General features: G+C 71.2%; 17 protein-coding genes and 3 pseudogenes. 16 read left to right on the top strand and 4 right to left on the bottom strand.

Annotated elements, in window-relative coordinates:
- The first annotated feature begins 39 nt into the window (after nucleotides 1-39).
- The 3 genes from E1269_RS02545 (at nucleotide 40) to E1269_RS02540 (ending at nucleotide 2,380) form a co-directional block, all read left to right on the top strand.
- Nucleotides 40-1,185 carry an MFS transporter gene (locus E1269_RS02545; protein WP_131891065.1) on the top strand — a complete coding sequence of 382 codons (1,146 nt, stop codon included), beginning with the start codon at nucleotides 40-42 and terminating at the stop codon, nucleotides 1,183-1,185.
- Nucleotides 1,186-1,245: 60 nt separating this feature from the next.
- Complete coding sequence (locus tag E1269_RS32710; RefSeq protein ID WP_203432784.1) at nucleotides 1,246-1,386, top strand: hypothetical protein; 141 nt, start codon at nucleotides 1,246-1,248, stop codon at nucleotides 1,384-1,386.
- Nucleotides 1,387-1,501: 115 nt separating this feature from the next.
- Nucleotides 1,502-2,380: a universal stress protein gene (locus E1269_RS02540; protein WP_131890742.1), complete on the top strand. Its 879-nt coding sequence runs from the start codon at nucleotides 1,502-1,504 to the stop codon at nucleotides 2,378-2,380.
- A 512-nt stretch (nucleotides 2,381-2,892) separates the two neighbouring features.
- Here the strand turns inward: E1269_RS02540 and E1269_RS02530 are convergent.
- The gene (locus tag E1269_RS02530) at nucleotides 2,893-3,759 is read right to left on the bottom strand and encodes an SDR family NAD(P)-dependent oxidoreductase (protein ID WP_131890739.1); all 867 of its coding nucleotides are present in this window, start codon (nucleotides 3,757-3,759) and stop codon (nucleotides 2,893-2,895) included.
- A 465-nt stretch (nucleotides 3,760-4,224) separates the two neighbouring features.
- On the opposite strand from E1269_RS02530, the gene E1269_RS02525 reads away from it, so the two are divergent.
- Nucleotides 4,225-4,929, top strand: coding sequence for a ThuA domain-containing protein (locus E1269_RS02525; protein WP_131890737.1), 705 nt, complete (start codon nucleotides 4,225-4,227; stop codon nucleotides 4,927-4,929).
- The gene (locus E1269_RS02520) at nucleotides 4,914-6,002 is read left to right on the top strand and encodes a Gfo/Idh/MocA family protein (protein WP_131890734.1); all 1,089 of its coding nucleotides are present in this window, start codon (nucleotides 4,914-4,916) and stop codon (nucleotides 6,000-6,002) included. The genes E1269_RS02525 and E1269_RS02520 overlap by 16 nt, the downstream gene beginning before the upstream one ends.
- 154 nt (nucleotides 6,003-6,156) lie before the next feature.
- On the opposite strand, the gene E1269_RS02515 is transcribed toward E1269_RS02520, so the two are convergent.
- A complete protein-coding gene (locus E1269_RS02515) occupies nucleotides 6,157-7,095 on the bottom strand; it encodes a beta-ketoacyl-ACP synthase III (RefSeq protein ID WP_131890731.1) in 939 nt (312 codons plus the stop codon).
- A gap of 38 nt (nucleotides 7,096-7,133) precedes the next feature.
- Between E1269_RS02515 and E1269_RS34130 the strand changes: the two are divergent.
- Both E1269_RS34130 and E1269_RS02505 read left to right on the top strand, forming a co-directional pair.
- Nucleotides 7,134-7,604, top strand: a pseudogene (locus tag E1269_RS34130) (OsmC family protein).
- 4 nt (nucleotides 7,605-7,608) lie between these two features.
- Nucleotides 7,609-8,637 (top strand): phosphotransferase, encoded by a 1,029-nt coding sequence (locus E1269_RS02505; RefSeq protein ID WP_131890729.1) that lies wholly within the window; start codon nucleotides 7,609-7,611, stop codon nucleotides 8,635-8,637.
- A gap of 45 nt (nucleotides 8,638-8,682) precedes the next feature.
- Here E1269_RS02505 and E1269_RS02500 read toward each other — a convergent pair whose 3' ends face one another.
- Complete coding sequence (locus E1269_RS02500; RefSeq protein ID WP_131890727.1) at nucleotides 8,683-9,237, bottom strand: dihydrofolate reductase family protein; 555 nt, start codon at nucleotides 9,235-9,237, stop codon at nucleotides 8,683-8,685.
- Nucleotides 9,238-9,400: 163 nt separating this feature from the next.
- Between E1269_RS02500 and E1269_RS02495 the strand changes: the two genes are divergently transcribed.
- The 3 genes from E1269_RS02495 (at nucleotide 9,401) to E1269_RS02485 (ending at nucleotide 14,922) form a co-directional block, all read left to right on the top strand.
- Entirely contained in the window at nucleotides 9,401-9,697 is a 297-nt protein-coding gene (locus E1269_RS02495; protein ID WP_131890724.1) for a UBP-type zinc finger domain-containing protein, read from the top strand.
- 235 nt (nucleotides 9,698-9,932) lie between these two features.
- Nucleotides 9,933-12,203: an Ig-like domain-containing protein gene (locus E1269_RS02490; RefSeq protein ID WP_131890721.1), complete on the top strand. Its 2,271-nt coding sequence runs from the start codon at nucleotides 9,933-9,935 to the stop codon at nucleotides 12,201-12,203.
- A gap of 412 nt (nucleotides 12,204-12,615) precedes the next feature.
- Nucleotides 12,616-14,922: an Ig-like domain-containing protein gene (locus tag E1269_RS02485; protein WP_131890719.1), complete on the top strand. Its 2,307-nt coding sequence runs from the start codon at nucleotides 12,616-12,618 to the stop codon at nucleotides 14,920-14,922.
- Between the two features lie 267 nt (nucleotides 14,923-15,189).
- Here E1269_RS02485 and E1269_RS02480 read toward each other — a convergent pair whose 3' ends face one another.
- A complete protein-coding gene (locus E1269_RS02480; RefSeq protein WP_203432778.1) occupies nucleotides 15,190-15,681 on the bottom strand; it encodes a MarR family winged helix-turn-helix transcriptional regulator in 492 nt (163 codons plus the stop codon).
- Between the two features lie 122 nt (nucleotides 15,682-15,803).
- Here E1269_RS02480 and E1269_RS02475 point away from each other — a divergent pair, with 122 nt between their 5' ends.
- The 6 genes and pseudogenes from E1269_RS02475 to E1269_RS02455 all read left to right on the top strand — a co-directional run bounded on the left by E1269_RS02475 (nucleotide 15,804) and on the right by E1269_RS02455 (nucleotide 20,087).
- Entirely contained in the window at nucleotides 15,804-16,685 is an 882-nt protein-coding gene (locus tag E1269_RS02475) for an SDR family oxidoreductase (RefSeq protein WP_131890716.1), read from the top strand.
- 42 nt (nucleotides 16,686-16,727) lie between these two features.
- Nucleotides 16,728-17,561, top strand: coding sequence for a helix-turn-helix domain-containing protein (locus tag E1269_RS02470; protein WP_162606198.1), 834 nt, complete (start codon nucleotides 16,728-16,730; stop codon nucleotides 17,559-17,561).
- A gap of 91 nt (nucleotides 17,562-17,652) precedes the next feature.
- Nucleotides 17,653-18,516 carry an oxidoreductase gene (locus E1269_RS02465; protein WP_131890710.1) on the top strand — a complete coding sequence of 288 codons (864 nt, stop codon included), beginning with the start codon at nucleotides 17,653-17,655 and terminating at the stop codon, nucleotides 18,514-18,516.
- Nucleotides 18,517-18,704: 188 nt separating this feature from the next.
- A pseudogene (locus tag E1269_RS34125) lies at nucleotides 18,705-18,818 on the top strand (ATP-dependent DNA ligase); the annotation flags it as partial.
- A 195-nt stretch (nucleotides 18,819-19,013) separates the two neighbouring features.
- Nucleotides 19,014-19,196, top strand: a pseudogene (locus tag E1269_RS34120) (acetyl-CoA C-acyltransferase); the annotation flags it as partial.
- 195 nt (nucleotides 19,197-19,391) lie between these two features.
- Nucleotides 19,392-20,087: a GntR family transcriptional regulator gene (locus E1269_RS02455; protein WP_162606197.1), complete on the top strand. Its 696-nt coding sequence runs from the start codon at nucleotides 19,392-19,394 to the stop codon at nucleotides 20,085-20,087.
- Nucleotides 20,088-20,091: the final 4 nt, after the last annotated feature.

The raw sequence follows: 20,091 nt of genomic DNA, 5'->3' as shown, positions 1-20,091 counted from the left end.
ACGCATACCGCCACCCGCGGCCCAATCAGGCTGCTGACCATGGGACATGCGTGCGTGGACGTGTATCAGGGCGCGGTGGCCGCGCTGGTGCCGTTCTTCATCGCCGAGCGCGCCTACTCCTACGCCGCCGCCTCGGGCATCGTGCTGGCCGCGACCGTCGTGTCCTCCGTGGTGCAGCCGTTGTTCGGAGCGCTCACCGACAGATGGCCACTGCCCTGGCTGCTCCCGGTCAGCACCCTGATGGGCGGTCTCGGCGTCGGGCTGGCCGGGGTAACGGACTCCTACGCCCTCACCGTCGCGATGGTCGCGATGTCCGGGATCGGCGTCGCCGCCTACCACCCAGAAGCCGCACGCGTGGCACGGGACGCCAGCCGCGGCAGTCACACCGCGATGAGCTGGTTCGCACTCGGCGGGAACGTGGGTTTCGTCGCCGCGCCGTGGATGGTGGCGGCCGTCATCGCCGTCGGCGGTCTGCGTGCCTCGCCGTTGCTGGTGATCCCCGCCGTCGGCGGCGCCGCACTGTGTGCGATCGCGCTGCGGGAGGTCGCCGGCCGGGCGGCGAGCGACTCCACGCACACCGATCGCGTCCAAGGCAGAGACGACTGGCCCTCCTTCACGAAGCTCTCCGGCGCCATCGTGTGCCGCTCGATCGTCTTCGTCGGCCTGAGCGCGTTCCTCCCGCTGTACGTGCGCGAACACGCCGGCGGCGGTGCGGTCGCCGGCACGGTCGCGTTGTTCGTCCTGTACCTCGGCGGCGCCGCCGGCACTGTGGCCGGCGGGAAGCTGGCGACCCGCTTCGGGCGGCTCCGGGTGGTCCGGTGGTCGTATGCCCTGTCCGTCCTCGCCGTCGCGGGCGTCGTGTTCGTCCCCGGCCCGGCGATCTACCTGTTCGTCGCACTCACCTCGCTCGGGCTCTACGTGCCGTTCTCGCTGCACGTCACCCTCGGCCAGGACTATCTGCCGCGGCGGGTGGGTGTGGCCGGTGGGGTCACCTTGGGGCTGGCTGTCAGCGTCGGGGGCGCGGCCAGCCCGCTGATCGGCGCCCTGGCCGACGCCTTCTCCCTGCGGTCCGCGCTCACCCCGTTGATGGCGTTGCCGGCGCTGGGCTGGTTCCTGCTGCGCACCCTGACCGAGCCGGAGCCGCTCGTCGCGCCGACCGTCTCCAGCACGCGAACCGGGGGGTAGTGTCTCTGCCGACCTCGTCCCCGACGGACCGCGAGTCCGGAGAAGGGTTGCTGGCCACCCATGGAGATCCTCGGACTGGCGCTGTCCCTCGTCTTCCTCTACGGCCTGTACCACGTCATCCGCACCGGTGTCCGTGACGGCATCCGCGAAGCCATGAAGGACCAGGTTCCTCGCGAAGCGGGCACCGACCCAAAGAGCTGAGCCGGCGACGGGACCTTGGTCCCGAGATTCGAGCCATGCTGCCCTGGCGGGCCGGCCCGGCACGGCGGATGCTGGACGCGGCGGCGGCAGCCGCCGCCGGATCGGAGAGGTGCCCGTGACCACGTCCATCGCCGTCGGTGTCGACGGCTCCCCCGACAGCGGCGTCGCCCTGGACTGGGCCGCCGGCGAAGCGCGCCGACGCGGCGCCGCCCTGCACGTCGTCTACGGCCTGTTCATGCCGATCGCCGCGGTGCCGTTCGGTCCTGCCGCGGTGCTGCCGCCGTCGGACGAGCTCCGCGCCCACGCCGAGGGCCTGCTCGACCAGGCCCGCCAGCGAGTCGCTGACACCGTGCCGGGCCTCCCGGTCCAGACCTTCTTGATCGCCAAGCCGCCGGAGCACGCCATCCTGCAGGTCGCGGCCACCGCGACGCTCGCCGTCGTCGGGACCCGCGGCATCGGCACGCTCGGCGCGCTCACGCTCGGGTCGGTCAGCGCTCGCGTCGCCGTGCGGTCGCACTGTCCCACCGTCGTGGTGCCGACGGCGGCGATCCCGCGGGACGACGGGCCGATCGTCGTCGGCGTCGACGGCTCCGAGCACAGCGCCGCGGCCTTGCGCTTCGCGCTGGAGGAGGCCGCGCTCCGGGGCGCGGAGGTGATCGCGGTGCACACCTACCGGCTGGCCGCCAGCCTGCTGCCGGAGCTGGATCCTGACACCGCCGCCCGCGCCACCTCGGCCGAGGTCGACGACGCCGTCGCGATGGTCAAGGACGCGATCGAGCTCGCCCGGCAGGACACCGGCTCGCCGGCGACCGTCGTACCGCGGGTGGAGCCCGGGAAGCCGGCGGACGAGCTCGTCGAGATCGGCACCGACGCCGCGTTGATCGTGGTCGGCTCGCGCGGCAGGGGCGACGTGCGCAGCCTGCTGCTGGGCTCGGTCAGCCGGTCGGTCCTGCACCGCGCCGCCCGCCCCGTAGCCGTCGTCCTGGCGCGGTGACCCCTGGTCCCGCCACGGAGGGACGTGGAGACCAGCCGCCGGTGTGCCCCGAGATGAGGTTGGGGTGTGGGGTGGCGCCAGTTGGAGCGTGTCTGACACATGCCGGGTCCAGGCGATGACGGCGTTGCGGACGACGGCGGCGCGGTAGACGATCGCTAGCCCGTCGAACCGGGTGGCCAGCCCTCTCCAGCCTATGAACAGGTTGAACGAGTGCTCCGCGCCGTTGCCGCCTCGATAGTCGTCCGAGTCGAACGCGGGTGGGCGTCCAGCGCGCGAGCCGCGTCGATCGCCTGGCACCTGACCCACCCCACGCAGTACGCCTGTCCCAAGCGACGATCCACCGCATCCTGTCACGCGAAGGAGCCAGCACACCGGACCCGAAGAAGCGACCCAAGAGCTCCCACATCCGCTTCGCAGCCGAGCACGCCGGCAGGCGCGCCATGGCGATCAGCAGCGGGCAATGGTGGCATCGCCGCGTGCGGCGTCTGCGAGGGGTACTTCGCCGAAGTGCTTCAGACCACGGTGGGTCCGAAGTCGTGTTCGGGTTTGCCGTGGGCTTCGACGGAGAGATCCTGCCAATCCGCCCAAGCCTTGAGCCGGTCGGCGTAGACCTTCCGGACTATTTGATAGCCCTGAGGGCCGAAGAACACCCGCAATGGTGGGTTCTCGGAGTCGACAATCTTGAGGAGCGCCTGTGCTGCGGCAGCCGGGTCGCCACCGGGCGACTTGTCCATGAACTCGGCCATGCGCTGGCGGAGGCCGTCATAGATCGGATTGCGGTCGGCCTGGTCACCGTCGGTGAGTGGATTGGGCTTCTCCCCGCCGCTTCTGGTGGCGAAGCCGCCGGGTGCGACCACTGTCACCTTGATGCCGAACGCGCCGACCTCTTGCGCGAGGGAGTCGTTCAGGCCCTCCAGAGCCCACTTTGATGCGTGGTATCCGCCGCCGAGTGGCGCTGCGAACAGGCCCGCCATGGACGACATCTGGATGATGTGCCCGCTGCCCTGCTCGCGCAGGTACGGCAGCGCGGCCTGGACGACCCGCAGCGCGCCGAACACGTTGGTCTCCAGCACGTCTCGCAATTGCTGCTCGGCCAGCTCCTCGACCGCACCGATCAGGGCGTAGCCCGCGTTGTTGACGACGACGTCGAGACGGCCGAAGTGCTCCTCGGCTCGCCGCACAGTCTCGAACACGGCGGCTCTGTCGGTCACGTCCATGTCGAGCGGGAGCAGCGCATCGCCATGAGTGGAGACCAGATCGTTCAGGGTTGCGCTGTTCCGGGCGGTCGCCGCCACCTTGTCGCCGCGAGACAGGGCTGCCTCGACGAACCTGCGACCCAATCCGCGGGACGAACCGGTGACGAACCACACCTTGCTCATGATTTCTCCGAATCTCTCTGGGTTGGCTCTCAACCCCTGACGGGATGGACCGCAAGGATGTGACATCGCCACCAGGACGGCTGGGGACGGTGCCGTCGAAAGCTGCTGGCACGGTCAGGCACGCACTAGGGCTTGGTCAGGCTGCGGGCCTGTGAGCCGCCGTTGAGGATGACGACGGCGGGTCGTCGACGGTGCCGATGCAGGCGAGGAGCACGGTCGCGGGTGCCGTCGTCGCGGCTGCGGTGAGGTCGCCACGCTGGCGGGCTCGGGCTGTGGGGTGTGAGATACGCGCCGCAACATTGCGGCATCGCTGTGCTGATGCCGACAGCGATCGTGCATCATCGACGCGCCGAGCCCACATCCTCTTCTCGCTTGACCCTTCCGTCCAACCCGGGTGAGGATCGCAGCGCGGCCGGGTTGCGAGCGACCCGGCCGCGGTCACGCTCCCGCTGAGTTAGGACCACGATGACCTCGACCACTCGCCACGCGCTGGTGATCCGGGGCGGCTGGGACGGGCACGCCCCGGTCGCCGCCACCGGGCTGTTCATCCCGTTCCTCGAGAAGTCGGGCTTCGAGGTGCGGGTCGAGGAGTCGCTCGACGTGCTCACCGAGGCCGCGGCCATGGCGGACACGGACCTCGTCGTGCAGTGCTGGACGATGGGCACTATCACCCAGGAGCAGTTCGCCGGCCTCAGCGGCGCGGTCCGGGCGGGGACGGGCCTGGCCGGCTGGCACGGCGGCATCGCCGACGCGTTTCGCAACACCTCCGACTACCTGCACCTGGTGGGTGGCCAGTTCGCCACTCACCCGAGCAGGCCGGCGGCGGAGTGCACCCCCGGCGCGCAGGAGAACAACTATCTCCGGCACCGGGTGAACATCCGGCCCGAGCGGGCCGATCACCCGATCGTGGCGGGTCTCGCGGACTTCGACCTGGAGACCGAGCAGTACTGGGTGCTCACCGACGACTACAACGACGTGCTCGCCACCACCACCCACCCGGCCCGCGAGGACCAGCCGTGGCATCGCGCGGTCACGTGCCCGGCGGTGTGGACCCGCGAGTGGGGCCGCGGCAGGGTCTTCGTCGCCACACCCGGACACCAGCCCGCGGTCCTGGAGCACCCGACCGTGCGCACCATCATCGAGAGAGGACTGCTGTGGGCGAGCCGGTAGGCGTCGGGGTTGTCGGACTGGGGGCTATCTCCGGCCAATATCTGGCGACGCTGGACGCGGTGAGCGCGTTGCGGCTGGTCACGGTGGCCGACCTCGACCCCGGCCGCGCCCGCGCCGTCGCCGCCGAGCGCGACGGCGTCCGTGCGGGCACGGTCGACGAACTGCTCGCCGATCCCGCCGTCGACGTCGTCCTCAACCTCACACCGCCGGCCGGCCACGCCGAGATCGCGCTGGCCGCCATCACCGCGGGCAAGGCCGTCTACAACGAGAAGCCGCTCGCGGCCACCGTCGCCGACGGCCTGGAAGTCCTGCGCGCCGCGGAACTGGCCGGGGTGCGTGTCGGCGGCGCACCGGACACCGTCCTGGGCACCGGTGTGCAGACCGCCCGGCACGCCATCGACAGCGGCATGATCGGCGAGCCGACCGCGGCCAGCGCCACGTTCCTGTGCCCGGGCCACGAGCGCTGGCACCCGAACCCGGACTTCTACTACACCGCCGGCGGCGGGCCGCTGCTGGACATGGGCCCGTACTACGTCACGACGCTGGTGACGCTCCTCGGGCCGGTGGTCTCGGTGGTGGGTCGCGGCAGCACCGCCCGCGACACCCGCACCATCGGCAAGGGACCTCGGGCCGGCGAGCAGGTCCCGGTGCAGGTGCTCACCCACGTCGCCGGCATCCTGACCCACGCCTCCGGCGCGCTGTCCACCATCACCATGAGCTTCGACGCGACCGCGACGCTGGCGCCGCCGATCGAGGTGCACGGGTTGGAGGGCTCCCTCGTCGTGCCCGACCCCAACACGTTCGACGGTGCCGTCCAGCATCGCAAGCTCGACGGCGGCCAGTGGGAGACTCTGCCGGTCTCGGCCGGTTACACCACCGGCGGGCGTGGCCTGGGCGTCGCCGAGCTGATGGCCGGCGACGGCTCCGGACGGGCCAGCGGCACGCTCGCGCTGCACGTACTCGACGTCATGGAGTCGGTGCTGTCCTCCGCCGACGACGGCCGGCCGCGGCAGGTCGCCACCCGGGCCGAGCGCCCGGCGAGCGTGCCACTGTCGCCCGAACCCCTCGCCTGATCATCGGCGGTCGCCCAGGCCATGGACGCTGTTCCTCGTGCCGCGCTTGGCCGTACCGCGCCGTGGCACGCGAACTTGTCGCGATGAACGGCGACGCCCGGGGTGGTGGTCTCGTGTGCCAAGGACAACGATCGGGTGGGCCGAACGTCGACTACTACGGACAGCGGACGACCAACCCCGCGTAGGACAGGCCACCGCCGAAGCCGAACAGCAGCGCCGGCGCACCGGCCGGCACCTCGCGCCGCTCCACCAGCTTCGACAACGCGATCGGGATGCTGGCGGCGGAGGTGTTGCCGGACTCGACGACGTCGCGGGCGACCACCGCGCCGGCCGCGCCGATGCGGTTGGCCAGCGGCTCGATGATGCGCAGGTTGGCCTGGTGCAGCACGATGGCGCCCAGGTCCTCCGGCGCGACGCCGCTGCGTTCGCAGGTGAGCCGGGCGATCCTCGGGAGCTCTGTGGTGGCCCAGCGGAACACGGCCTGCCCCTCTTGGCCGAACGTCCCGGGCCGGCCCTCGATGCGCACCGCGTTGGACATCTCAGGCACCGAGCCCCACGTGACCGGGCCGACCTCGGGCTCGTCGGCGGCCACGAGCACCACCGCCCCGGCCCCGTCGCCGATGAGCACGCAGGTGGAGCGGTCGGTCCAGTCGGTGAAGTCGCTGAGCTTCTCCGCGCCGATCACCACCGCCCGGCGGGCCGCGCCGGCCCGGATGGCGTGGTCGGCGGTGGCCAGCGCGTGCGTGAACCCCGAGCACGCGGTGTTGACGTCGATGGCGGCGGGCGTGACCATGCCCAGCCGCGCGGCGACCCGGGCGGCCATGTTCGGCGAACGGTCGATGGCAGTGCAGGTGGCCACCGCGACGTAGTCGACGTCGGCCGGTGCCAGGCCGGCGTTCGCCAGCGCCTTCTCCGCGGCGCGTGCGGCCAGCTCGTCGACGGTCTCGTCCGGGCCGGCGATGCGGCGGGTCTCGATGCCGACCCGCGACCGGATCCACTCGTCGCTGGTGTCGACGATGGTGGCCAGCTCGGCGTTGGTGAGGATGCGTTCGGGCTGGTGGTGGCCGACGGCGACGATGCGGGAGCCTGTCATCCTGGCAGGGTACCGACAGCGTTCACCCGGGAGGACGGATGGCCGAGCACAGCTACGTCACCACGGTCCGGTGGACCGGTGACCAGGGCACCGGCACCGCCAACTACCGCGGCTACGCCCGGTCGCACGACGTGCTCGCCGACGGCCGCCCGGTGCTCGCCGGCAGCTCCGACCCGGCTTTCCGCGGCGACCCGGCCCGCTGGAACCCGGAGTTGCTTTTCGTCGCCGCGCTCTCGGAGTGCCACCTGCTGCAGTACCTGCACCTGTGCGCCACCGCCGGCATCGTCGTCGTCGGCTAGGAGGACACCGCCACCGGCGTCATGCGGACCACGCCGGACGGCGGCGGTTCCTTCACCGAGGTGACGCTGCGCCCGAGGGTGACCGTGACCGAGGCGGACATGGTCGACAAGGCCACCGGCCTGCACGAGCGCGCGCACGAGCTGTGCTTCGTCGCCGCCTCGGTGCGCACGCCCGTCCGGCACGAGCCGGTGGTTCGGGTCCGGGGGTAATCCGATGGCGGGTCCCGACGGGGTCCGCCTAGGGTCGCGGGGATGTCCGACCGACAAGCGGCTGCGCTCCTGGGTCCGCGACGACTTCGGCGTCGAGCTGACGGCGCTGGGCCGCGTCGACGGCGGCGCCGACACGACCGCGGCGGTGTGGCGGGGCGCGACGGCGGACGGGTCGCGGTACGCGGTGAAGTGGAGCGGGGGCGGGTCACCGGCCGGCCTGCGAGTGTCGTCCCGGCTGGCCGAGCTGGGCGTCCCGGGCGTCGCCGCACCGGTGCGGACGAGGTCGGGTGGGCTCTGGACGGAGCGGGAGGGACGGCGGCTGTCACTGCTGCCGTGGGTCTCCGACACCGACGGCCTCGACGGACGGATGGCCCGCGAGCAGTGGCAGGCCTTCGGCTCGCTGCTGGCCCGGGTGCACGGCGTTGTGCTACCGGACCGTCGGCTGGGTGACCTGCCGGCCGAGGGCCCGTCCCCGACGGCGGTGGCGTCGGCGATCCGGGAGGTCGGCCGCCGGCTCGACACCGTCGATGCAGGGGACGACGACCTCGTCCTGGAGCTCGTCGCCGCGTGGCGGTCGGGGATGGAGCTGGTCACGTCGCTGCTGGCGCGGACGGCGTCGCTGGCCCGCACTCTGCGGGACCGGCCGCGGCCGCCCGCCGTCGTCTGCCACACCGACGCACACCTGGGCAACGTCCTTGTCGGCGCCGCGGGACGGGTCTGGCTGATCGACTGGGACGACGCCGCGCTGGCACCGCGCGAGCGCGACCTGATGTTCGCCGTCGGCGGGCTGCCCGGGTTCGCTCCGGTCGGCCGGCGCGAGCAGGAGTGGTTCTTCGCCGGCTACGGACCGGCCGACGTCGACCGGACCCGGCTCGCCTACTACCGCTGTGTGCGGGCCCTGGACGACATCGCCCAGCTGGCCGCCGAGGTCCTCGACCCAGACGGCGACGACCGCGAGCGGGCCAGGTGGCTGCGCTACGCCCGCGGCGAGCTCGACGGCGCCGGGCTGGCCGGCCTCGCGCTGGCCGAGTAGAGGCCGAGTCGAGCTGAGTAGGGGCTGAGCAGGGGGCGCGGCGCACTAGGCGGCCGTCAGCGGCTGGTAGCAGAGCAGCACGTTGCCGGAGTCGAACACTCGGGTCCGCAGCAGCCGGAACCGGCCACGGCTGCCGCCGGCGAGCACCGACCGGCCGGCGCCGAGTGCCACCGGGTTCACCATGATCCGCAGCTCGTCAAGGAGACCGAGCCGCACCAGGGAGGTGGTGAGCGCGGAGCTGCCGAACACCACGACGTCCTTCCCGGGCTGCCGTTTCAGCTCGGCGAGGCCGGCCGGGTCGCGGACGATCCGGGTGTCCGGCCAGTCAGCCCGCTCGAGCGTCCGTGAGACGACCAGCTTCGGGTACCCGTTCATCCGGTCGGCCACCTCGGGCAGGTCGGCCCGGGCGCCCTCGGTCGGCCAGTACTCGGCCATGCCCTCGTAGGTGACCCGCCCGAACAGTAGGGTGTCGGCCTCGTCGAGCTGCTCGACGGAGAACTCATCGAACTCCGGGTCGAGGTTCCAGAAATCGAACTCCCGCGCCGGGCCCTCGTCGTACCCGTCCATCGTCACCATCAGGAAGGAGAAGATCTTCCGCATCGCGCGCTCCCTTCGTACTCATTGCAGTACGGACCGCGCGGCGGCGCCGGACTCATCGCAGCGGCGGCAGGCCGCGGATGAGGTCGGCGGCGCGCTCACGAAGCCGGCGGCTCGCTATCGTGACCGTTGACCCGACGGGCACGACCACGAGGAGCCGCGACCGATGGCCCAGACCTGCGAGCACCTCGGCACCGCTCGCGACGTCAGCCCGTCCGGTGACGGCTGCGTCGAGTGCCTTCGCGACGGCGGCCGCTGGGTTCACCTGCGCATCTGCATGAGCTGCGGCCACGTCGGCTGCTGCAACAGCTCGCCGGGGAAGCACGCGACGGCGCACTGGCACGAGCACCCCGAGCACCCGCTCGTCCGCTCCTTCGAGCCGGGCGAGAACTGGTGGTGGTGCTTCCAGGACGAGCTGACGTTCGAGGTGGACGGTGCGCCGCCGGCGCCGTCGCACGGCTAGCTCGCCACCACGACCGCTCGTCACGTGATCGTCAACCGGTGGCGACACCATGACGTCGCCAACCGTTGGTGATCGAGCCCGTCGTTCAAGCGGCCGACACCACCTGGCCATACGGGTGACCTTTGACACGTCAACGTTGGACCGTTCGTACCCGTGGGTAGACTCGCGCAGCGGGACGGCTGGACCCGCCGTCACGAGGCCGATCGTTCACACAGAAGGGGACCGGGAGACGTCCGTGAGCGCTTCACTGTTCGGACGTCGCGCCGCCACCGCGCTGGTCTGCGTTCTCGGCCTCGGCGTCGCGGCCCCCGTGACCGCCGCACTTCCCGCCTCCGCGCTCGACGTCGGCAGCGCCCCCGCGGCGCCCGCCGGACGGATGCAGGATCTCGACCCTGCCGACTTCACCACCGCCGCCGCTGAGCTGCCAGCCGGACTCGTCGACGCGGTCCGGCGCGACCTCGACCTCTCACCGGAGCAGTACCTCGCCGCCGCAGCGGCGGCGCGCCAGGCCGGCCAGGTGGTCGCCGCCCTGGGTGACGTCGTCCGCTCGGCCTGGCTGGAGGGCCGCACACTGCACGTCGCGGTCGCCGACCGCGCCGACGCCGCGGCCGTGGAGGCTACCGGCGCCGAGGTGCACGTGGGCGATCCGCTGGCCGACGCGCTGGCCGCCGCTCGGGCGCAGAACAAGCTCGCCTACATCGACCGCGCCGCCGAGCGCGTCGTCCCGGTCGAGGCCACCGTGGAGGGCGAGCCGGTCGGGCAGCTCGGCCTGTTCGCCCGGGACGGCGAGCACGAACATCGCGGCGGCTCCGGGTTCGCCGTCAGCGACCTGCTCAGCGACTACTACTGCTCCACCGGGTTCACCGGCACCAACGCCGACGGGGACCCGCTACTGCTCACCGCCGGCCACTGCGGCGGCAGCACCGAGGGCCTGTTCACCTCACCGGTGCAGGAGCTGACCCCGCCCACGCCGCTGGCCAGCGACCCGGCCGGCGACTGGCCCGCGCTCATCGGCCCCGAGATCGGCGCCTACGTCCCGGACAGCTTCGTCTTCGGCGACGGCCGCGACGCCGGCCTCATCGAGCTCACCAAGGACGACGACGTGCTCGCGCCCGAGGTCGCCGCGTGGAGCCCGGCAAGCGCCACCGAGGCCGAGCCGCTGCGCGTGTACGACTCGATCGACGCCATCGCCGGCGCACCTGCCTGCTCCGCCGGTGTCACCTCCGGTTGGAGCTGCGGGCGGGTGCTCGACGCGCAGACCACGGTGCCGGTCAGCGGGCAGCAGGTCACCGGCTTCGTCCTCGACACCTGCGTGCTGCCCGGCGACAGCGGCGGCGCCGTCGTCGTCGGCAACTACGCGCTGGGCATCAACTCCGGCTCCACCTGGCAGGGCCCCACGTGCGCCGACGGCGAGACGAACGTCAGCCTGGGCTACGCCGTCTCCGGCGGCACCGAGAACGCCGAGGCGCTCTACGGCGAGGACTGGGAGTTGCTGATCCACGTGGGCACGCCGGTCATCACCTCGCCGGCCGACCACGGCGTCGTCGGCGCCACCCCCACGCTCACCGGCACCGTGCGGGCCGCGGCCGGGGCCACCGTCACGGTCACTGTCGACGACGGCCCGACGCTGCGGTCCACGGTGGGCCCGACCGGACGCTGGAGCGCCACGGCCGACGAGCCCCTCGAGCCCGGCACGTACGAGTACGAGGTCACGGTCTCCCATCGCACGGCGACCGGCGACACCGTGACGGAGTCCGCGCCGGTCGAGGGCACGTTCGAGGTCGCGGAGCAGGCCGGGCTGAGCGTCGGCTGGCCTTCGAGCGGCCAGGTGGCCGGCACCGGCCAGCCCACGTTCGAGGGCACCGGCGAGCCCGGCGCCACCGTGACGCTCGCCGTCGGCGACGACGTCCACGGCACGGCCACCGTCCAGGACGACGGCACCTGGTCCCTCACCCCCGACGACAGCCTTGCCGCCGGGCGGTTCGACGCCGTGCTCAGCCAGGAGGCCGGGGACGCGTCCACCTCGGTCACGGTGGCCGACATCGGCGTCACCCCCGGCCCGCCGGTCATCACCAGCCCGCGTGCCGGCGACGAAATCGGCCCGCAGCACACGTTCACCGGCGTCGGCGTGGTCGGCGCCACGGTGTCGCTGCGCGTCACCACGGACGGCGACCGCGACCCCAGCGCCGCCGCGTCGTCGGCGGTCTCGGCGCGGACCGACGAGGAAGGCGTCTGGGAGATCCGCCTCGACGGGCCCCTGGCGCCAGGCCAGCAGGTCGTCATCGCCACCCAGACCGTTGACGACGTCGCGTCGCAGCCCTCGCGGTCGGTCGCGTTCGAGGTGACCCGGGCACAGGCCCGGACCGGCGGCGACCTCGGCGGCGACACGGACGAAGGCGACCTCGCGGAGACTGGGTGGTCGAGCCACCTGCTGCTCTTCGGCGCCGTCCTCCTGCTCGCCGCCGGCGCGTTCGTCGCCGGCTGGCGCCGCGGCCTGCTGCGCTGACCTGGTCCGGCCCCTTCCGACGCGACGCCATCGGCACGTCACCAGGACTCCTGGTGCCTCACCACGCTTACATCCGTGGTAGAGCACCAGAAGTCCTGGTGATGTCGCCATCCGTTGATGATCATCGTGCGCCCGTGATCGAACGGGCCGCGCCTCGCGCCGGCTTCGTCGCTCTCACGACGGCTGGTCAACGTCACTGTGAGTGTCCGTTTCCCGTGATTTGACCGTTGAGGATTCAAATATCTGGACAGGTACGGCGACAAGTGACATTGGTCGTGATAGGTGGCGAGTACTTGAATATGCGTCTGAACGGTGCTGTAGGGTGACTCACGGTTCCGGAGCCCCATGGGTGGCCCCCACCCACGGAGTGCCGGAGTCATTCCATGTCGATGACATTTTTCTTGGAGTAACTGTGAGCACAGCCCTGCTGCGCCGTCGTGGCGCTGCACGGGTCACCGGAGTGCTGGCTGCCTGCGCCCTGACGGGTACAGGCGTCGTCGCTTCCTCCTCGGCGGCATTCGCCGAGGAGGAGTCTGTAACGGAGACCCTGCAGACCTTTGCCGCGGAGGCGTTCGCCGCCCAGGCCGAAGCGCTCCCATCCGACCTGGTCGAGGCCATCGAGCGCGACCTCGGCCTGTCCGCTGCCGAATACCTAGCCAACGCGGCGGCCGCCAAGGTCGCCGCTGACGTCGTCGCCCAGCTCGAGGCCGACGGCGTGAGCATCAACGCATCCATCATCGAGGGTCAGGAACTGACCGTCTATGTCGACGCCGAGGCCGACGTCGCCGCCGTCGAGGCGGTCGGCGCCAGCGTCGAGATCGGGCTGCCCGACCTCGACACCTCCGGCACCGAGGACCAGGAATTCTACGCTCAGGACGACTTCAAGGGCGGCTACGGCTACGCCACGGTCGACGACGTCGAAGCGCCCACCGCCGCGAACCGCTGCTCGGCAGGCTTCAACGGCACCGCTGCCGACGGTTCCCCGGTGAACTACACCGCCGGACACTGCGGCGCGGACTTCCCTGAGGGCCACCCCTGGTTCCACCTGCAGCTGGACGCCCCGCTGTTCGACAACGAGGACTGGGCCGGCCCGGAGCTGCTGGACCGCCCGCTGGGCGAGAATGGCCCGATGCACCTGGGTGAGGGCAACGACGGTGGCCTCCTCAACATCACCGAGGAGGGCTGGACCGCCCCGCCGCAGGTCGCGTTCTGGGGCGGCGGCACCGGTGCTCCCGACGACGGCCAGTCGATCAACGTCTACGACTCGACCGACCCGATCGTCGGCCAGCCCGCCTGCAAGTCCGGCGCCACCTCCGGCTGGACCTGCGGTGAGATTCTCTTCGCCGAGGACACCGTGCCGATCGGCATCGGCGAGGGCGAGACCGCCGACGTGACGGCGTTCATCTTCAACGCCTGCATGCTGTCCGGCGACTCCGGCGGCTCGATCGTCTCCGGCAACTACGCGCTGGGCGTGGACTCCTTCTCCACCGCTCAGAGCACCGCCACCTGCGACGAGACCAACTGGAACCCGGCAACGGTGTACGAGGAGGGCGGCGCGTCCGACGGTGACGTCGGCGGCGGCTTCCAGGTCACCAGCGGTTCGGCCAACGCCGAGACCCTGTTCGGTGACGACTTCAGCCTGTCGATCCACGTCGGCGCGCCGAGCGTCACCGCGCCGGAGGACGGCGGCACCACCGGCCAGACCCCGACCATCTCCGGTTCGGTCGAGGCCGCCGCGGGTGCCACGGTCACCGTCGAGATCGATGGCGGCCCGACCGTCGAGGGCGCCGTCGCCGCCGACGGTTCGTGGAGCGCCGAGGTCACCGAGGCGCTGGAGCCGGGCGAGTACAGCTACACGGCGACCGCCTCGCACACCGCCAGCGGCGCGTCGGAGGCCACCACCTCCGACGAGACCACCGGCAGCTTCGTGGTCGAGGAGGGCCCGGAGGTCGAGGAGCTGGTCGTCGACTCGCCGACCGAGGGCCAGACCACCGACAACGCTCGTCCGACCTTCACCGGTACCGGCCACCCCGGCGGCACCGTGGCGCTGACCGTTGGCGAGACCGCCTACGGTGAGGCCGAGGTCGCCGAGGACGGCACCTGGAGCATCACCCCGAGCGGCGACCTGCCGGTCGGCGTGCGGTTCGACGCCGTCGTCACGCAGTCCGCGGAGGGCGAGACCCAGGAGGCCACGGTCGCGGGCCTCGGCATCAACGCCGCGGACGTCACCATCACGGCGCCGGAGGACGGCTCGACCGTCGCTGGTGACGTGGTCTTCGAGGGCACCTCGTTCGCGAACGCCACCATCGGCCTGATGCTCGAGGGCACGGCGGCCGCGTCCGACGAGGCTCAGCCGCGCCTGGGCATCCGTGCCGAGGGCGAGGACGACGTCGAGGAGTGGGCCGGCGAGTTCGAGATCGATGACGCCGGCAACTGGACGTTCGACCCGGCCGAGGACCTGGCGGAGGGCGAGTACACCGTCACCGCCACGGCCACCCTCGAGGGCGGCGACCCCGAGCTGTCCGACTCCGAGGCGGTTGCCACCTTCACCGTCTCGAACGAGGACGGCGACGCCGGCGGCACCGACGACGGCGACGAGGACCTGCCCGACACCGGTTCGTCCGGCACCACCTGGATGATCGTCGGCGGCGTCGCGCTGCTGCTGGCCGGTGGCGCCGCGATCGCTCTGCGGGCGCGTCGCAACGGCACCACGGCCTGATGAAGGCATAAGCACCACCTAGCTCGACACTGTGGCCCCGGCCCGCATTGCGGACCGGGGCCACAGTCGTGTCTCGCCTTTCACATCCGTCACAATGCGCCCCACCGTGATCGACAGTTACCTGATCGTTATGTATCCGGATTGTCCGAATTGCGGAATGATTGGTCGCCACCGAGACCATTACTGAGAGTGACGGCGGTCGCCGCGCCACCATCCGCGGCCGCGGGCGGTCCGATGGCCCTCGCTATGACAGATCGAGCTCGACCGTCACTCGCTGGACGCAGGTGACGCGTCGACCAGGGCGGCCGCATCGGTGATGATCATCAGCGCGCTTCGCAGCTGCGCGTAACCAGCTTCGCCGAGCGTCGCGGCGTGCCGTCGCTCGATTTCGGCGATGATCTCGTCCGCCTGGCGCTGCTCGTCGAGACCGCGTTCGGTCGGCACCACGAGCTTCGCGCGACGGTCGGCCGGGTCCGGGCGGCGCTTCACGTAGCCGAGCTCCTCGAGCTCGTCGACCAGTCGCCCGATGATCTGCTTGTGCCGACCCGAGAGCCGGGCCAGCTCCGTGGCGCGAACGCCACGCGCGTCGAGAAAGCCCAGGACCGCCCCGTGACGCGGGCGCACGTCGCCGTGCCCCCGGTCCGCGAGCCGGCCGAAGACCTCGCCCTGCAACCCGAACAGCAATCGCGCGGCGAGGATGCCGAGGTCAGGGTTCCGGGCGAGCATCTCGATGCGGCCGCCGGCCGGGGTTTTCACCACCCGCTGGATAGTATCACTTCGTGTAAGTCACATTTTGTGATCATCACCAATGTTTACTAATATTGGCCGCAGCCCACCGGCCGCACAGCAGCGAACCAGGACCCCTGACGAAAGGCACCACAATGAGCCGAACTGTCCTGATCACCGGAGCGAACGGCGCGGTGTCGAGCGCGCTTCTCGACGCCCTCGAGGGCTCCGATCTCACCCTGCGAGCCCTGGTTCGCGACCCGTCGAAGTCCGCGCAGTTGGAACGGCGCGGCGTCGAGGTCTTCGCCGCCGATCTCGGCGACCCGACCTCGCTTCCTCCGGCCTTCGACGGGGTCGACGACCTGTGGCTCCTGACCGCGATGGACCCACGGTCGCCCGAGCACAGCATGAACGCGGTCTGGGCGGCTCGCCAGGCCGGCGTGGAGCGGGTCGTGCGCCTGTCGGCGATCGGTGCCGCCTACGACGCGCCGACCCGAAACGGACGCTTGCATGCCATGGCCGATCACGAGCTGCAGGCGTCCGGCCGCCACTGGACGATCCTGCGTCCGCACGCCTTCATGCAGAACCTGCTTTGGCAGGCCGGCACCATCGCCGCCGACGGGGTCTTCGCCTTCAACATGGGAGGCGCCCGGCTCGGCATGATCGATGCGCGTGACGTCGCTGAGGTCGCTGCCCACGTCCTGCGCGCGGAACCCGAGCGACACCACGGCAAGATCTACACCCTGTCCGGCCCGCAGATCATGACCTACGTCGAGGCAGCCGAGCAGCTCGGCCAGCTGCTCGGCAGGCCGGTACGGTACGTCGCCGCCAGCGCCGAAGAAGCCCACGCCGGCATGGTCGGATCGGGCATCTCGCACTGGTTGGCAGGGATGCTCGTCGAGTACGGGGAGGCGATGGTCACCGGCTTCGGTGAGTTCACCACACCCGACGTCGAGAACGTCGTCGGCCGCCCGGCGCGGTCGTTCGGCGTCTTCGCCCGCGACCACCTGGCGGCCTTCACCCCCGAGCCCAGGTAGCGACGCTGCGACACCGCGTGAGCAGCTCCTAGGATGGACGCCGTGAGCACCGCGGCCGACGCCACCGGGCTGCTCCGTGATCGCGTTCTGCTCGAGTGGTACGCGTACGAGCCCGGCCCGCCGGTGACCATACCGCGTCACACCCACGACGGCTACCAGCTCAACCTCAACCTGGACCTGCCCGGCGGCATCCGCTACCGCGGCGAGTACCACGTCGTGCCCACCGGCACGCTGACCGTGGTGATGCCGGGTGAGGCGCACACGCCCGTCGACCCGGACCACCGCGAGCGCGACTCCCGGCACCTGGTGCTCTACGTGGAGGCGGACGCCTTGGGCGCGGTCACCGCCGAGATGGCCGGCTCGCCGTCGGGCACCCCGTTCTTCGGTGAGCTCGCGATCGGCGACGCCGACACCGTCAGCCGGTTCGCCGCCACCCACGCCACGGTGTCGGCGGCGGCGTCGGCGCTCGACCGCGACGTCGAGCTGCTCACGCTCCTGGCGGCCCTGGTGCGCCGGCACGCCGGCGTCCCGGCGCGCCCGATCCCGGCCGCGCACCGGGCGGTCCGGTGGGCCCGCGACTATCTGCACGACCACCGCGCCAGCAACGTGTCGCTGAGCGAGCTGGCGCAGGCCAGTGGGCTCAGCCCGTACCACCTCACCCGGCTGTTCACCGCCGCCGTCGGCATGCCGCCGCACTCCTATCAACTGCAGCTGCGGGTCGAGCACGCCAAACGGCTGCTCCTGGCCGGCCGGGCCGTCAGCGACGCCGCACACGAGGCCGGGTTCTTCGACCTCAGCCACTTCACCCGGCACTTCAGGCGCTTCGTTGGGGTGCCGCCGGGGAGCTACGCACGGCGGGCCGCCGGCACGCGCTGAGCGCTTTCCGAGCAAGAACGTACATTCCCCCTGGCACGGCGCCTCCTAGGGTCGAACCGCACCCCCCGATCACCCAGGAAATCCCCTGCCCATGAACACCGACACCACCGGAACGACCGCCCCGCGCGTCTGGCTCGTCACCGGCGCCTCGTCCGGCTTCGGCCGCGCCATCACCGAGGCGGCCCTCGCGGCCGGCGACTCCGTCGCCGGCGCCGTCCGCCGGCCCGGCGCACTGGACGACCTGGCCAAGCGGCACCCGGACCGACTGGCCACCATCGAGCTGGACGTCACCGACACCGCGGCCGCGCCGGGCGCCGTCGCCGCCGCCGTCGACCGGTTCGGCCGCATCGACGTCCTGGTCAACAATGCCGGCCGGGCGCTCATCGGCGCGGCCGAGGAGACCACCGACGCCGAGCTGCGCGAACTGATGGACGTGCACTTCTTCGGCCCGGCCGCGCTGGTGCGTGCCGTGCTTCCGGTGCTGCGTCGACAGCGCTCCGGGGCGATCGTGCAGATCAGCAGCATGGGCGGGCGGCTGGCCTTCGCCGGCGTCTCGGCGTACTCGGCCACCAAGTTCGCGCTGGAGGGGTACTCGGAGGCGCTTGCGGCGGAGCTGGCCCCGTTCGGCATCACCGTCCTGATCGTCGAACCGGGCGCCTTCCGTACCGGCCTGCACGGCGGCGCGATGCGGATGAGCGCCGTCAACCCCGCATACGACGACGTCGTCGGCCCGGTCCGGGCGATGCAGGACGGCTTCGACGGAGCCCAGCCCGGCGATCCCGCCAAAGCGGCCGCCGCCATCCGCGCCGCCCTGGACGCGGAGAACCCGCCGCTGCGGCTCCCGTTGGGCAACGACGCCGCCGATGCCGTCGACGCGAGCCTGAACCGGCTGCGCGCGGAGTTCGACGCCTGGGAGACCGCGTCCCGTGGCACCGACCTCGATCCTGACCGCTAGGACAACAGCTCGGGAGAGATTCCCAACGCCTCGTAGACCATCGCCGCGCGCCGATCCAGGCTGAGCAAGGTGGCGTCGTGCTCGGCTGCGGTGAAGGCGATCAGTGCGTCGTAGCTCTGGCCACCGGAGATCCGGCCGAGCCAGAGCAGGTCATTCCGTCCGGAACCGGCTGGCAAGTTCCGGCGTACATGAAGGGCAACGGGGAGACCTTCCTCCAGGCATCGGCAGAGCAGCGTTTGGAGGGCATCGTCGCGAAACGCCTACGCAGCCGGTACGAACCCGGAAAGCGCACTCGAGACTGGCTAAAGATCAAAAACTCGCAGAGACAGGTCTACAAGCGCGAAGCAGCAAACCCATCCCGGCTGCGAGGTGCTCGCGGACCATCGTTCTCCTACGTCGACCGAATCCACGACAGGATCGGGTTCGCGCTCCACGTGCACGCTGAACGGGCCGACGGCCTGGTCGCGGAGATGCCGGTCACTCGACTCGAGGAGGTCGTGCGAGAGGAGCTCGACCGCCATGGCGGGGCGATCGCGCTCGGCCACCCGTTCGGGTCCACCGGCGCGCGGATCATGACCACGCTGCTCAACGGGCTGGCGTCGACCGACGGCACGATCGGCCTGGAGACCATGTGCGTGGGCGGCGGTCAGGGGATGGCGATCATCCCCGAGCGGATGTGACGTGACACCAGGGGCCCACGCCGACGGCCCGGGTTGACCCGCGAAGTGCCGCCATACACAGGCATGCGAATACGGTCTGCACGCATCGCATCAACGCCCGCGACAAGCAGGGCATAACGTAGTATCAAGCGTGTTGGGGCCGCTCCGAGCGAGGAAACCTTGATGGAAAGAACAACCGACGCCACGATGCATTCGATGATCCGGAACGAATTGCTGGCGCAAATCGAGGTCGGGCGTTTCAGGCCGGGCGACCAGATCCCAACAGAGCCAGAGCTCATCGCACGCTACGACGTCAGCCGCACCACCGTCCGACGGGCCCTGCGTGACCTTCAGACCATGGGCGTCATACGGCGCCACCCGGGCCGAGGCAGCTTCGTCAACGAGCCGCAGCTGGAACAGCGCCTCGAGAAGCTGACCGGCTTCGTCGAGGACATGAACGCGTTGGGCCTGGACGCCAGCGCGAAGGTCGTCACCATCGAGAAGGTTCCGGCGAGCAAAGTCGTGGCCGACAATCTGCGCCTGAATGTCGACGAGTACGCCATCCATATCGAACGGGTCCGGCTCGCGAACGGTCAACCGATCTCGTTCGACGACAGCTATTTTCCGGAGTCGCTGGGTTCTCGAATAGCCCAGGAGAACCTGGAAGTCGATCCATTCTACAGCATCCTGGAAGAAAGGTACGAGCTGGCGCTTTCCGACGCCGACTACGTACTCCAGGCGTCGGTCGCCGACGCACGGGTCGCGGACCTGCTCGCGACCGAGCCGGGCGCGCCGATCCTCCTCATCGAGCGAACGTCCTTCGCGGCGCCGGACTCACGGCCGATCATCTTCGAGTATCTGATGTACCGGGGCGACCGGATGAAGTACCGACTCAAGCTCAATCGGCAATGACCGA

Source organism: Jiangella asiatica (genome assembly GCF_004349065.1).
Taxonomy (GTDB): domain Bacteria; phylum Actinomycetota; class Actinomycetes; order Jiangellales; family Jiangellaceae; genus Jiangella; species Jiangella asiatica.
Note: the sequence above shows the minus strand (reverse complement) of the source record. Positions and strands in the feature narration are given on the sequence as shown.